Origin of the sequence: Paraeggerthella sp. Marseille-Q4926 (assembly GCF_916618935.1) — a bacterium.
GTDB lineage: Bacteria > Actinomycetota > Coriobacteriia > Coriobacteriales > Eggerthellaceae > Paraeggerthella > Paraeggerthella hominis.
In genome coordinates, this window is the sequence record NZ_CAKAKF010000005.1 from 1 (window position 1) to 13946 (window position 13946).

Below are 13946 nucleotides of genomic sequence, written 5' to 3' on the forward strand. Positions count from 1 at the left end.
GAAGCCGGGGCGGCGCGTCACCATGCCCGCAGATGGATTCGTCATTGCGGAAATCCCGCCAAATACCTACTTGACGGATTCATAGGAACACCCCCCATCCCGCGCCCGCACCCATCCCGCACCCCCCCCCCGAGTTCTACGCTTCCCTTACGAGGTCGAATATCTTACGAAAAGGGGAGTATATTGATGCTGCAAGGCTGTTTCGCCCTCGAAACAAGGCGTCGGCGCGGTATTCCCGTGCAAACGTACTGGCGCTTCTCCGTAAATGATGTTAATATTGTAACAATTAGGGTGTCGGATGGTTTCAGAGGGCGTTCGGCACGAGGGTGCAAGACGAGACAGTAAGGGGGTGTGCGATGGATATCTTCACCGATCCAGCGTTTCTGGCGCGTTTGCAGTTCGCTTGCACGGCGGCCTACCACTTCATTTTCGTGCCGCTGACCATCGGGTTGGGACTTATCCTTGCCATCAACGAAACACGGTACTACCGCTCCGGCAATCAGGCGGATGCGGCGGCTACCAAGTTCTGGGTCAAGATCTTCACCGCGACGTTCGTAGTCGGCGTGGCTACGGGCATCACGATGGAGTTCTCGTTCGGAACGAACTGGGCGGATTACTCGCGCTTCGTGGGCGACATCTTCGGCGCTCCGCTGGCGGCAGAGGCTCTGTTCGCGTTCTTCTTGGAGTCGGTGTTCCTGGGCGTGCTGCTGTTCGGGCGCAATCGCGTGTCGCGTAAGTTCTACCTGGTGTCGGCCTGGCTCGTGTGGTTCGGGTCGTGCCTGAGCGCCCTGTGGATCCTCATCGCCAACTCGTGGATGCAGACGCCTGCCGGAGCCGAGCTTGCTGCGGACGGTTCCAAGGCCGTCATCACGGACTTCTTCGCCGCGGCTTTCAACCCGTCGCTCATGGCGCGCTATTCGCACACGGTGGTCGCGCTGCTTATCGTGGGCGCGTTCGTGGCGATGGCCGTTGCTGCATGGTACCTGCTCAAGGGCAAGCATGCCGACTTCGCCATGAAGACCATGAAAATTGGCGCGGTGGTAGGCATTGTCACTACCGTTGTGATGCTGGGCACGGCCCATTCTTCGGCCGTGGTCGTTTCCGAGGAGCAGCCCACCAAGCTTGCCATGATGGAGGGCATGTACGAGTCCGAGGCTCCCGCATTGTACTTGTTCGGATGGGTCGACGAAGAGAAACAGGAAGTCCTTACCCCGTTCTACATTCCGGGCGGCACTAGCTTCTTGGCAACGGGCACGTGGGACACCGAGTTCCAGGGCCTCAACGATCTTGCCAAGTCCGAGAAGTACGGTGACTTCGACCCGTCGACCGCTCCCGTGAACTTCGTGTTCCAGACGTACCACTTGATGGTGGCCCTGTTCGGCCTGATCGCCATCACGGTTTTCCTGGCGCTGTTCTTCACGCTGCGCGGCGGCAAGATTAAGAACATGAAGTGGCTCCAGCGCTTGATCCTCATTTCCCCGGTGTTTCCGATGCTGGCCATCCAGGCCGGTTGGTTCACGGCTGAGGTCGGGCGTCAGCCCTGGGTAGTCTATCCGTCCGCAACGGGCCCGGATGGCGTGAGCCTGCTGACGAACGAGGGCATCTCCCAGTCGGTTTCCAGCGTCGAACTGCTCATTACCATGGTGCTGTTCCTGGTGGTCTACACGTTCTTGATGGTGGCGTGGGCGCGTGTCCTGGGCCGCTTCATCAAGGAAGGCCCCGTTGTCGAGCCTGCGTTGAAGAAGGAAGGTGAGTAGTCATGGAAATCACGTTCTTCCAGGGGCTGTGGTTCCTGCTGATCTTCGTGCTCATCGCTGGTTATTTCGTGCTCGACGGATTCGACTTGGGCGCCGGCGTGCTGTATCCGTTCGTTGCGAAGAACGATCGCGATAAGGCTATCGTGCGTCGCAGCATCGGGCCGGTGTGGGACGGCAACGAGGTGTGGCTGCTCACGGCGGGCGGCGCGCTGTTCGCGGCGTTCCCTGCGGCGTACGCCACCACGTTCTCCGGATTCTACCTTGCGGTTATGCTGGTGCTGTTCGGTTTGATCGTGCGCGCGGTTTCCCTTGAGTATCGCGGCCACGACCCCCAGTGGGGGAAGGTGTGGGACGGCTGCTTCACGGTGGGCTCGCTGCTTCCCGCGCTGCTTTTGGGCGTGGCCGTGGGCAACATCTACGCTGGCATCCCCATGGACGCCAACGGCGATTACGCGGGTATTCCGCTGCTGGGCCTGATCACGCCGTTCACGCTCCTGTGCGGTCTTTTGGGCTTGGCCATGTTCTTGGCGCAGGGCGCTACGTGGCTGTCGCTGAAGGCTCCCAAGCCAAGCGACCTTCAGGCTCGCGCGGCGAAGCTGCGCCTGCCGTTGCAGGTGGTTGCGCTGGTTCTGTTCGCGGCAGTGTCGGTGTACGGCCACTTCATCATCCAGCCGGCCATGGATCCCGCTCTCGGCGCGCTGCGCTGGATGTTCGCGATTTTGGTTCTGGGCGGCATCGGCGCGTCGATCTTCTTCGCGCTCAAGAAGAACTGCGACCTGGGCGCGTTTCTTGCCCAGTCCGTTTCGGCGGCGATGCTGGTGGGATTGCTGGCTGCTTCCATGTTCCCGAACCTGGTGGTTGCGTCGGCCGGCAGCGTGGGTCCCGCCATCACGGCGATGAGCGCGGCGTCTTCCGAGCTTTCGCTTATGTGGATGACCGGAATCACGTGCGTTGGCTTGCCGCTGGTGCTGGCGTACCACGTTATCATCTACCGCACGTTCCGTGGCCGGGTGACCGAAGAGGATCTGGCACACTACTAGGCAAGCGCCCGCAAGCGGGCATGTTGACCAGGGTGTTCTTGGAGCGGGGCCGTTGCATGCGGCCCCGCTCTTGCTTGTTTGAGAACTGAATCGATCGGTAAAGCATGGCGCGAACCTTCGGCCTGAATCTATTGCATCGGCGGTGCCGTCGGTATAATGCCTAACCAGCCCCTTGGGTTTAACGACACCGAATACGTGAGGACTAGTATGAGTACCGAGAACAATCCCAACCAGCCCCAACAGCCCGTCATGCCGCCAAACCCCGAAGGCAATCAACCTGTTGCGCCGCCGGCTCCTGATCAGCAGCCTGTTCATGCGCCCTCGAACGGCAAAGCGGTAGGTGCGCTTGCATGCGGCATTCTTGCTATCCTGTTCGCTTGGATGCCCTTGCTTGGCGTGGCGCTTGGCGTGGCGGCCATTGTTTTGGCTGGCAAGGCGGTCAGGGAGTCCGGGAAAGACGGCAAGGCTACGGGAGGAAAGGCCTGCGGCATCATCGGAATCGTGCTGGCGGTGCTTTCGCTTGTTCTCTATCTGGTTCTGTTCAGCTTCGGCACCATGGCTTACCTGATGGCGGGATCGACCAGCACCGAGTACCTTTCCTCGCTGTCGACGGGGGACGCCCGCGCGAACGAGGCCGATATGGAGGCCGTTGCCGCGGCTGAATACGATAGGCTCAAGAACAAGGATGCTGCGTTGATTCAGCAGATTGCGGCCAGCGTGGACAAAAGCTTTGCGTCTGCGGCTCATTACGGGCTGGCTGATCTGGGGCTTGATCCTCAAACGTTTGCTGAATGGATGCTGACCGATTTCGATTACAGCCTTGACGGCGCGTACGACAACGGTGACGGAACCGGAACCGTTTACGCGAACGTGACCGTGCGCGATGCGACCGCTTTCGCTAACGCGTTCGTGGCCGACGCCCAGGCGGCGCTCGATTCGGGCCAGCTGGACGGCTTGGACGAGGCTGCCATGAAGGCCAAGCTTGGCGAGATCTACGCTTCCTCCATGGCGAAGTCAACGGGCACTACGACCAGTTACTCCGGGATATCGCTTGTTCAACAGGGCGATGTGTGGAAGGTCGACCAGGATGCCTGGAACATCGAGCTCAAGCGTTTGCTGGGACTGTACTACTAGAACATGAGAAGCGCCGCGGTTCGTTTCAGTACGAACCGCGGCGCTCGATGGTTGCGCGCTAGGACAGCTTCTGGCCCAGCATTTGGGCGGCCGCTGCCTTGTCGAAGTTGCCGCCGGTCTTTCCCGTGAGGGCGCCCATGATGCGCCCCATATCCTTTTTCGACGATGCGCCCGTTTCTGCAAGCACCTCGTCGATCAAAGAGGCCAGCTCGTCGCCTGCCACCTGCTTGGGCAGATAGCTCTCCAGCACGGCGACCTGAGCGGTCAGCGTGTCGGTGCGCTCTTGGTCGTTTCCTGCTTTGATGGATCCGTCGAGCGTTTCCTTCGTCTGCTTGATCAGGCGCTTGAGCATGGCGTCCACATCGGCGTCCGTGATCTCGCGGCGTTCGTTCACCTCGATGTTCTTGATCTCGCCGTGCACTTGGCGCAGGATCGACAGGCGGGGCTTGTCCTTTGCTTTCATGGCTGCTTTGATCTCGTTTTGCAGTTCCTCGTAGTTCATGCGCTTCCTCTTTCGCTTGCGGCCGTCGTTCGTGTCCGAGTATACCTTACTGCGAAACCGCTACGAACTTTTCGTTTTCCAGAGTGACTTTCCTGATGCCCTCTTTTTGCAGAAGATTTCTCAGCGCATTCTCGGCTCCGTTTCCGGACATTGCGATGCTCTCTTCTGCGGGCAGTTCGTACCATTGGCCCTTTTCGCCCACCAGCCCGTTGTTGTCGCAGATGTACTTGGCTTTCCATCGATCTCCTTCGCTTATGCGCTTTTCGGGGCCCGCGTACAGGAACACGTGGGCGGCGGAATTGTCGTAGCTTTTGAACTGCAGGTAGTACGTCTTTTTGTCGTCCGTCGACTGCACCGAAGGCCATTCCGTTATGCCGGCTGCTTTTGCGTAGTTTTGTCGATACTCATCATCCGTCTTTCCGGTCCATGTTTGACCGCCCAGCCAATTGACCATGGCGTCTTCGGAGCTCAGCCCATGCTTGGAGCATTTGACCACCATGTTTCCGGGTTCCTTCCCCAGCGCCAGGCTGTAAGATCCTCCCGCGGGGCACAGATCGTGGTTGCCGTTGCCCTCCTTGAGCTGGGCGACGTATCCGTCCAGCATGCTTTGAGTGGGCGTTTCGTCCGTCAGCAGGTAGTTGTCGGCCACCATGACTTTCAGCGATCGTCGGTTGGCGGCGCAAGCGGCTTCCTCGGCGCTTTGGGTCGCGCCGGTGAACACGGGCACGGCAATGGCCACCAGCACGAGCACGATGGCTACGACTACCAGCAATTCCGCCAGCGTGAAGCCTGCGGTTCCGGCTTGCCGAGAGGCGAAGCGACGTGCGACGGCGTGATTCTCCATGAAGTTCCTTTCCCGATGCGCCCGCGTTCGGCGAGGAACGCGGAGGGAGCAGCGCGATGCAGCGTTCCGAACGAAGATCGCGTAGAGAGATTCCCCAGGCGCATCATAGCTGGTCGAGGTAAAGTTTACAATAAGACGCAGCATTGGCGGCGCCGGCAGCGCTGCCGGTCCTGTCGGCGCTGCATTTCGCGGACGCACCTTGGTGCCTTGTGCAAAAACCTCGTTACAGGGTGGGATATAGCGTCGGAGCCTTTTGACCGCTCTGGTATGATGGATTCCAGTGTTAGAGCTATAACGAGCAAAAGGACCTCCATGAAAGAATTGCCGGTCAATCAACTCAATCCGAAAATCAAGTCGGTGTGGCGGATAAACGACGCAGTGTGGCTTACCGTCGTGTTCCTGTGCTGCTTCGTGCCGTTTGCGATAGCGGCGGTGACGGATGCGTCTCCTTGGATCTTCGTCGTTTTGGCGGCTATCGCCGCCGTGTACGCGGCGTCGCTTATCCTGTGCCTGATCGTCTTGCCGCCCATTCGCTTCATGCGCTGGCGCTACGAGCTGTCGGATGACTATCTGGACATTGCGAAGGGCATCGTCTGGCGCAAGCGCTACATTATTCCGTTCATTCGCGTGCAGAACACCGATACGCGTCAAGGACCCATCCTGCGCGCGTTTGGCTTGGCGAGCGTCACCGTTGCTACGGCTGCGGGGGAACACGAGATTCCCGGCCTTGACGCCGATACGGCCGAGCAGCTGCGCGACAAAGCCGCCGAGCTGGCTCGCTTGGCGCAGGAGGACGTGTGATGTCCGACTTCCAGCAGCAAACGATTCCGTCCGAACCGACGCAACCCCAGCCCCAGGCCGATGAGCCCCAACGCCATCATGTGCACCATAGCTATATCTGGTTGAACAGCATCCAGGTGGCCGTCACGCTGCTCGTAGTCATGGCGTTCACTTCGTTCTCGTCCATTATCGGAGTGCTTGCCGACGGGCAGGCGTTTGGTCCGGGCAGCGTTCCCTTGGTGCTGTTCGTCCTGGGCGCGAGCGTTGTCGGCTTCGTTCTTCTGGTGGGTTTGATAGGGCTTATCCAGTGGTGGTCGTACAAGCATCTGTATTACGAACTGGGGGCCGAGGAATTCAACCTGTATTCGGGCATCTTCAACAAGAAGCGCGTCCACGTTCCTTACCAGCGCATACAGTCCGTCGATCAGCGAGCCACCCTTATGCAGCGCGTTTTCGGCGTGTGCACGGTGAGCATCGATACGGCCGGCGGCGCGGCCAACAAGGCGGTTCAGGTTCCCTACGTGCAGAAAACGCGCGCCGAGGAATTGCGCAGAGAGCTGTTTGCGCGCAAACAGTTCGCGGTTGCCGTGCAGAACGGGGCGGCTCCCGAGGCTGCCGCCCAAGCCGTTGCGGCGGCAACCGGCGTGCTTGTTCCCGGTGCGACGGGAGTTGCTGCGGATCGGCCTGCGTCCAACGTGCTGGATGCTCCTGCCGAGATCTGGCAGGACGTGCGCGGCGTGTTCGGTGGGCAGCACGTCGATACCGGCGCTGTCAGCTACGAATACGGCCTGTCCAACAAAGAGCTTGTTTTCACGGGCCTGTCGAACCACACGGCGTTTTGGGTGGTTGTTCTGGGCGCCTTCGGCGCTGTCAGCCAGCTTGCTTCTTTGTTTTCCGGTGCGGCGGAGCCGATGGTCGATCAAGCGGTCACGCTGGGCACGCATTTGTTCGGGGGCAACTTGATCGCACTGGGCGTTGCTGCGTTCTTCGTAGGGTCCGTTGTGATCTGGGCCATATCGGCGGTTGGTGCTTGCCTTTCGTACGGCGGGTTCCGTGCGTGCCGTCGCGGTAGCCGCATCGAGGTTGAGCGCGGTCTGCTGCAGCATCAGTTCCAGGGCGTTGACGTCGACCGCGTGCAGTCGATCATGGTGAAGCAGAGCTTCATTCGTCGGCTTATCGGCTATTGCGAGATATCGTTGGGCAAGATCGACGCGGCTGCGGAAGGCTCGGACGAGCAGCAGCAGGGGCTTGCCCCGCAGGGCGTCGTCATCCACCCGTTCGTGAAGCTCAACCGCGTGCCGGAGATCTTGGCCGGCATCGCCCCCGAGTTTGCCGACGTGCCGGTTGAGACCACGCCCGTTGCTCCCGTTGCGCTCAGGCGCGCGCTCATCCGACGCTGTCTGTTGCAGGGCACGGGCTTCTGGCTGGCTGTTGTTATTGCTGCCGGACATATCGCCGTCAACATCGCCGCAAATCCGGCGGATCCGGCGCAGGCTGCGTCCCTCGGATTCGTCAACGCGGGTGCGTGGGCGGGCTATGCGCTGTGCGTGGCGCTGTTCGCGTTCGACGTTGCGGGGTCTATCTTGTGGTTCCGCGGCTCGGGATTCGCGTACAACGATCGGTTCATGCAGGTGAGCAACGGCGGTTTGGCGCGCGAGACCATCAGCTTCCCTCGCAAGAAGATCCAGTTCGGCTATACGAAGACGAACCCCTTCCAGCGTCGAGCCGGCACCGCTACGGTTAACGCCCGCACGGCGGCGGGCATCGGAGGGACTACCATTCGCTTGATCGATGCGCGCGTCGAGGATGCGCAAGATTGGCTCGAATGGATCAAGCCCCATGGAAATGTGATACAGTAGAGCCATGGATACCCAAGCGACATCTGACAAACAAAGCCCCCGAAGCACGGAGTCCGGCACTGCCGACGCGCGGCCCGATGCCCCGGGGGACTCTTCCGCGAAGCCTCCGGCTCCCGGTTGGACGCCTTCGCAGTTCAAGCCCGATAATTTCGCCAGCATGCGCCGCGACCGCCACAAGGTTTCGAACACGTCGGCTAGCGCGGTGAACAAGGCTCGCAACGTGCGGGAGTACACGCTTGGCGAGGAAATCGCCAACTCCATCACGCATGGCATCGGCGCTTTGCTGGCCATCGCCGCAATCCCCATCTTGGTGGTGCGCGCGCTCGATGACGGCGGCGGCGTGTATCTGTTCGCCGCCCTTGTGTACACCCTGACCATGCTGCTTGAATACACCATGTCCACGCTCTATCACGCCATTGCGGTCGATCGTGCGAAGAAAGTGTTCAAGATTCTCGACCACAGTTGCATCTACCTGTTTATTGCGGGTTCTTACACGCCGTTCTGCCTGATCTCTCTTGCGGATCACGGTGGCATGTGGCTGTGCTTGTTCGTGTGGGCGGTCGGGTTGGCCGGCGTGGCGTGCGAAGCGTTCTGGGTGTTTCGTCCCCGTTGGATTTCGGCGCTGCTGTATTTGCTCATGGGCTGGTGCGTCGTGTGGTTTTTGCCGGTGCTGGTTTCGGCTATCCCCGCGCAAGGCCTGTGGCTGCTCGTGGGCGGCGGCGTGTGCTATTCCATCGGGTGCATCTTCTACGTCCTGAAGAAGATTCCCTACATGCATTCGATTTTTCATCTATGGGTTCTTGCCGGCAGCGTTTTGCAGTTTTTGGCTATCGCGCTGTACGTCATGTAAACAGGAAGCAGCATGGATATCTGGATAAGCATTATCGTCACATTCTTGCTCGTGCTGGTCAACGGATACTTTTCTATGTCCGAAATGGCGTTGGTGAACGCCAAGTTGGTGCTGCTGCAGCATGAAGCGGAAGCAGGCGACAAACGGGCGGAACGCGCGTACAGCTTGGCGAGCGATTCCAGCCAGTTTTTGGCAACCATCCAAGTGGCCATCACGCTGGTCGGCTTCTTTGCCTCGGCCGCCGCTGCCACGAACCTGTCCGAGCCTTTGGCTTCGTGGTTTGCCAGCTTCAACGTGGCGTGGCTTACGGCTATTGCGCCCGGCTTGGCTCCCGTGGTCATCACGCTGGTGGTGTCGTACCTCAGCATCGTGGTGGGCGAACTTGTCCCGAAGCGCATTGCCCTTGCCGATGCGGAGGGCATGAGCAAAGCGGTGGCGGGCCCGCTTATGGTGTTCGCCAAGATTGCTTCGCCGCTGGTCACGCTCACGTCGGCTTCTGCTAACGGATTGTCCAAGCTGCTGCGCGTCAAGAACGCCGACGAGCGTCAAACCGTGTCCGAAGAAGAGATCAAGTACATGGTCACGGACAACGACGAGCTGCTTGAAGACGAGAAGCGCATGATCCACGACATTCTGAATCTGGGGGACATGAGCGTGCATGAGATCATGCAGCCGCGCGTGGACATGATTCTGGTCGAGGATACGGAAACGGTGCAGCAGGCTCTCGAACGCATGCACGGCACGGGGTACTCGCGCCTTCCCGTGTATCACGAGGACATCGATCACATCGTGGGCATCGTTCATTACAAGGATCTCATGGGTCCGTTCATGGATTCCAAGGGCGCTGATCCGGCCTCTTCTTATGCGTATGAAGCGCTGTTCGTTCCAGAGACGAAAGACATCTACCCGCTGCTTGCGGAAATGCAAACGAACAGGCAACAGATGGCCATTGTCGTGGACGAGTACGGTGGAACGGATGGTTTAATTACCGTAGAGGACATCGTGGAGGAGATCGTCGGCGAGATCATTGACGAGTCGGACCGAGAGAATCCGTTCGTGGAGCAAGCGAGTGGCGACACCTGGGTGGTCGACGGGCGTTTCCCGGTAGAAGATGCCGAAGAGTTGGGGTGGCCGGTCGAGGAGTCCGCAGACTACGAGACCATTGCCGGTTGGTTGATGAACATGCTCGACTCCGTTCCTCAAACCGGCGATGAGTTCGACCACGACGGCTACCGATTCAAGATCTTGTCCATGCGCCGTCGCCGCATCTTGTCGGTGCGCGCTGAACGCCTGAAAGCCCAGCCCGATTCCTCTGAATGCTCATGTGAGGAACTAGGCCGGGAGGAAGCGTGACGCAAGGAAGGCAGCTGTATCGTTCGCGCGATGCGCTTATAGCGGGTGTTTGCGCCGGCGTAGCCGACTATTTTTCCGTGGACCCGCTTGTTGTTCGCATCTTGGCAGCTGCGTTTACGCTCGCTTCCGGGGGCTTGCTTGGCTTGGCGTATCTTGCGATGTGGATCGTGGTTCCCAAGGCTCCTAAAATAGTGAAACCGCTTGAAGTAAAACCCCAATCGGTTCATTCCGACACGTACGGAACGGTGGACTTCGGCAGTCGATACGGTTCGACCGGGCAGGGTCCGTCGCGGTCGAACACGCCGGCCCAGGCAGCGGGTTGGCGCTATTCGGTGCCATCGTATACGGGCGCCGCGCACGTGCCGCCCGAGCCTCCTGCGGCCGCGCCGTTGAAGCGGGTCCCGCAACCGGTGGTCCACCATCCCGTCGATCCTCCGAAGGAGGCGTCTGAAGCGGGCGTTCGAGCCGCTTTGTGGCTGGGCTCGTTTTTGCTGTTTACCGGCATCGTCGCGATGGCGGTGACGTTCGTTCGCGATATCGCGTGGTGGCAATACGCACCGCTCTTCTTTGTCATCTTGGGAATTGTGGGCATGGTTGTTCCGGGAACCCCCGGGCGCCGCATGCGCAAGTTCGTGGAGGGGCTTGCGTGCTTTTGCATAGGCTCGATGGCGTTGACCATGAGTTTGGGCATCGTTGCTTGGGAATCCATTGTTCCCATGCTGGTTTACCTGTGGCCCCTGCTGCTCATGACGCTTGCGTTCGCGGTGTTTTCGGCAACGCTTAAATCTTCCATGATGAATTTGCTTGCGGGCGCTTGCTTCGCGGTGTTCTGCACGGTGGGGGTGCTGTGGTATTCCATCCCCGGCCCTACGACCGAGATCGTGTTCATGGCTCCGTACGGGCGCGAATACCATATTCAGATGCTGTTGAAGGAGCGCGAATTCGATTTGCTCAACGGAGACGTTCTAGAGTGGTCTATTCGGCTTTAGCTAGCAGAGCACTTACCGTTCGCCCGCATCTGCACATTTCGTTCGCTTGTTCGATTTTTCAATCGAACGCATTGCGACCTGCGGTTTTGTAAAGCGAATTTTTGTCAAGCGAACAAATGATGTAGGGTGTCTCCACACTTTTTTGCCCTATAGCCCCCTTGTCCGCTAAAATGTCTTGTACCACAACAGCATATCGCCCTCCAGGCAGCAATCCCTCTTACAATCTACTACGCTGTCAACCGCCTAAGCGGTAAGGGGTCGTGCGCTGTGTAACGAAAGGTTATTGAAGTTTTGACGGTGAAACGCACTAAACAACGGAAGTCGAACATAGCTGCCAAAATCGCTGCGGTTGGCTGCGCATCGTGCGTGCTGGCTGGGTGCATTGGTTTCGGCTTCGCCTCCGCGGGTAGCGGCGCTTCTCATGATATAGATTCGTTCGGGATTGATTCGGTAAGCACGGCTGCGTCTACGACGGACTATGGCTTTTCGTCGGAGGACGCCGATTCTGACGCTCGCGAGTCCACGGTGCTTACCAGCACGGCTTCGCGCGATATATCCCAGGGCATCGCCGCCATAGAGGCGGAAGAGGAGGCTGCTCGCCTTGCCGCCGAAGAGGCCGCTCGGAAGGAAGAGGCGGCTCGCATTGCCGCCGCAGAGGCTGCGAAGGCCGAGCAGCAGGCTCGCGCCGCTCGCGAGGGTGCCGCAGATGCGCTGGCTTCCCTTTCCGACGTTGACTGGTCGGTGGGCCACGAGGCGTTCGTGGCCGAATGGAGCGGCCGCATCGACGCGTATCTGGCCGGTTCTCCCTTGTTTGGGCACGGTGCCACGTTCGCGGAAGCTGCTTGGGTCCATGGCGTTGATCCTCGCTGGTCACCCGCTATCTCCAATACCGAAAGCTCGAAGGGCTCTGCGTGCTTCAAGCCCTACAACGCTTGGGGGTGGATGTCCTCGGTTGCGTGGAGCAGTTGGGAAGAGTCCATCAACGCGCACGTTGCGGGTTTGGCTAGCAACTACGGGTATTCCATCACCGTAGCGAACGCGCAGAAGTATTGTCCTCCTACTTATATGGACTGGTTCAATAAAACGCTTACGCAAATGAAGATGATCTAATCGAAGCGCCGCCGGAAAGGCGGCGTTTCGCTTGTTGCGGGCTCGCGAGCCCGCCCCGTGCGCGAAGCGAGGCAACGATCGAGGCACTGTGCTCGCCCTTCCGTTTCGCTTGCCGCTTCACCTCTTCGCTACCGTTTCGTTCCGTTATCTTGTTATTGCAGTATGCTGGGTGCTTGCAGGAAAGTGCGCCTTGGGCGCAGACGAAAGGACTGGTATGAGCAACGTGATCGTCGTAGGCTGTGGCCGCGTCGGTTCTCAGCTGGCAAACATGCTGTCGGACAACGGCAGCAACGTGTGCGTGATCGATCGCAATGCCGATGCATTTGCGAACCTGGGCCGCAACTTCAACGGTTCCACCGTGCAAGGGGTTGGCTTCGACGAAGAGACGCTGATAAAGGCTGGCGTGGAGGACTGCGACGTTGTGGCGGCGGTTACTCAGTTCGACAACACGAATCTTATGTGCGCCGAGGTGGGCAGCCGTTTGTTCGGCGTGCCTCACGTTATCGCGCGTCTGTACAATCCCGACCACGAACGCGCGTACATGCAGTTGGGCATCGACTACGTGTGCGGCACGTCGCTTGTGGCCGAGGACGTGTTCAGCAAGGTGGTGTCGGGGCACGGCGCGCACCTGGACACGTTCGGGGAATTCGAAGTGCTGCGCTTTTCGCTTGACCTGAGTTGGTCGGATAAACGCACCATTCGCGTGTCCGAGCTGGAGCGCGATCACGACATCCGCATTGTGGCGTTCGAGCGCGGAGACGGATCGGCCAGTTCCATTCCCACGCGCGATTCCATTCTGTATAACGGAGATTCGGTGCTGGCGTGCGTGCGCCATGAGCTAATCGAGTCGTTTTCGAAGTATATTCAAGATTAAGGTGCAGCGTTGGCCTGCAATGAATGCGGGCGGCTTGCAGGGCTGTCGGGAAAGGAAGCTTCATGTACATCGTGATCGCGGGAGGTGGCAAAATTGGCGAGTACCTGGCCACCGTGCTGCTGCAAAGCGGCAACGACGTGGCCATTATAGAGGAGACGCTTTCGACGGCCGACAGGTTGTCGGTGGCGCTGCAGGGCCGGTACCTGGTCATCCACGGCGACGGCTGCGATTCGAAGTATCAGGAAGATGCGGGCATTCGCCGCGCTGACGTGTTCGTGGCCACTACAGGCCAAGACGACGACAATCTGGTGTCGTGCGAGATCGCGCAGCGCGTGTTCAACGTGCCGCGCTGCATTGCCCGCGTGAACAGCCCGAAGAACCTTCGCATTTTCAAAGAGGTGGGCATCGAATGCGTGTCGTCCACCACGCTCATTGCGAACCTCATCGAAGAGGAGACGCTGCTTGGCAGCGTGAGCGTTGCGTCGTCGCTTACGCACGGCAACGTCATGCTGACCGAGATCGTGGTGCCGCGCATGCGCCATCACTCCAACGAGGCGGGTATTCTGGTGTCGTCGCTGCCCATGCCCGAAAACAGCCTGGTTGCCGCCGTCTCTCCTCAAGACGACGACAACGTGGAAGTGGTCAACGAGGAAACCGTGCTCTATCCGGGCGACAAGGCCATCGTCGTGGTTGACAACGAGGTTCTCGACGAAGTGCGAGCTTTGTTCAAAGCGTTGTAGCTTTTTGAAAAAGCTCCTTCGTTATGCGTCGGAAAGGCCGAGCAGAAAACGAAGTTGTTGTCCTTGCGCGGACAACTTCGCTTTTTGTTGCGTTTCTCATACGGTTATCCAGTT

General features: G+C 59.5%; 13 protein-coding genes. 11 read left to right on the forward strand and 2 right to left on the reverse strand.

The features are described 5' to 3' along the window. Window positions 1–356: 356 nt before the first annotated feature. The 3 genes from LG373_RS10920 (at window position 357) to LG373_RS10930 (ending at window position 3931) form a co-directional block, all read left to right on the forward strand. Window positions 357–1757: a cytochrome ubiquinol oxidase subunit I gene (locus LG373_RS10920; RefSeq protein ID WP_216529209.1), complete on the forward strand. Its 1401-nt coding sequence runs from the start codon at window positions 357–359 to the stop codon at window positions 1755–1757. A 2-nt stretch (window positions 1758–1759) separates the two neighbouring features. After that, complete coding sequence (gene cydB, locus LG373_RS10925; protein ID WP_216529210.1) at window positions 1760–2797, forward strand: cytochrome d ubiquinol oxidase subunit II; 1038 nt, start codon at window positions 1760–1762, stop codon at window positions 2795–2797. 207 nt (window positions 2798–3004) lie between these two features. Further along, entirely contained in the window at window positions 3005–3931 is a 927-nt protein-coding gene (locus tag LG373_RS10930; protein WP_216529211.1) for a DUF4190 domain-containing protein, read from the forward strand. 58 nt (window positions 3932–3989) lie between these two features. Here LG373_RS10930 and LG373_RS10935 read toward each other — a convergent pair whose 3' ends face one another. Continuing rightward, the gene (locus LG373_RS10935) at window positions 3990–4433 is read right to left on the reverse strand and encodes a GatB/YqeY domain-containing protein (protein ID WP_216529212.1); all 444 of its coding nucleotides are present in this window, start codon (window positions 4431–4433) and stop codon (window positions 3990–3992) included. Window positions 4434–4479: 46 nt separating this feature from the next. Continuing rightward, a complete protein-coding gene (locus LG373_RS10940) occupies window positions 4480–5277 on the reverse strand; it encodes a prepilin-type N-terminal cleavage/methylation domain-containing protein (protein ID WP_216529213.1) in 798 nt (265 codons plus the stop codon). Window positions 5278–5589: 312 nt separating this feature from the next. Between LG373_RS10940 and LG373_RS10945 the strand changes: the two genes are divergently transcribed. From LG373_RS10945 to LG373_RS10980, 8 genes are all read left to right on the forward strand, one after another. Continuing rightward, complete coding sequence (locus LG373_RS10945) at window positions 5590–6078, forward strand: PH domain-containing protein (protein ID WP_114567850.1); 489 nt, start codon at window positions 5590–5592, stop codon at window positions 6076–6078. Further along, window positions 6078–7916: a PH domain-containing protein gene (locus LG373_RS10950; RefSeq protein WP_216529238.1), complete on the forward strand. Its 1839-nt coding sequence runs from the start codon at window positions 6078–6080 to the stop codon at window positions 7914–7916. Before LG373_RS10945 ends, LG373_RS10950 begins: the two co-directional genes overlap by 1 nt. 157 nt (window positions 7917–8073) lie before the next feature. Further along, window positions 8074–8766: a hemolysin III family protein gene (locus LG373_RS10955; RefSeq protein ID WP_216529239.1), complete on the forward strand. Its 693-nt coding sequence runs from the start codon at window positions 8074–8076 to the stop codon at window positions 8764–8766. Between the two features lie 12 nt (window positions 8767–8778). Beyond that, the gene (locus LG373_RS10960; RefSeq protein ID WP_114567848.1) at window positions 8779–10119 is read left to right on the forward strand and encodes a hemolysin family protein; all 1341 of its coding nucleotides are present in this window, start codon (window positions 8779–8781) and stop codon (window positions 10117–10119) included. Further along, a complete protein-coding gene (locus LG373_RS10965; protein ID WP_225749792.1) occupies window positions 10116–11108 on the forward strand; it encodes a PspC domain-containing protein in 993 nt (330 codons plus the stop codon). Before LG373_RS10960 ends, LG373_RS10965 begins: the two co-directional genes overlap by 4 nt. 297 nt (window positions 11109–11405) lie before the next feature. Further along, on the forward strand, window positions 11406–12218 hold the full coding sequence (locus LG373_RS10970; RefSeq protein ID WP_225749880.1) for a CMP-2-keto-3-deoxyoctulosonic acid synthetase: 813 nt from the start codon (window positions 11406–11408) through the stop codon (window positions 12216–12218). 214 nt (window positions 12219–12432) lie between these two features. Continuing rightward, window positions 12433–13092 carry a TrkA family potassium uptake protein gene (locus tag LG373_RS10975; protein ID WP_114567857.1) on the forward strand — a complete coding sequence of 220 codons (660 nt, stop codon included), beginning with the start codon at window positions 12433–12435 and terminating at the stop codon, window positions 13090–13092. A 62-nt stretch (window positions 13093–13154) separates the two neighbouring features. After that, the gene (locus LG373_RS10980) at window positions 13155–13832 is read left to right on the forward strand and encodes a TrkA family potassium uptake protein (RefSeq protein ID WP_114567845.1); all 678 of its coding nucleotides are present in this window, start codon (window positions 13155–13157) and stop codon (window positions 13830–13832) included. Window positions 13833–13946 lie beyond the last annotated feature (114 nt).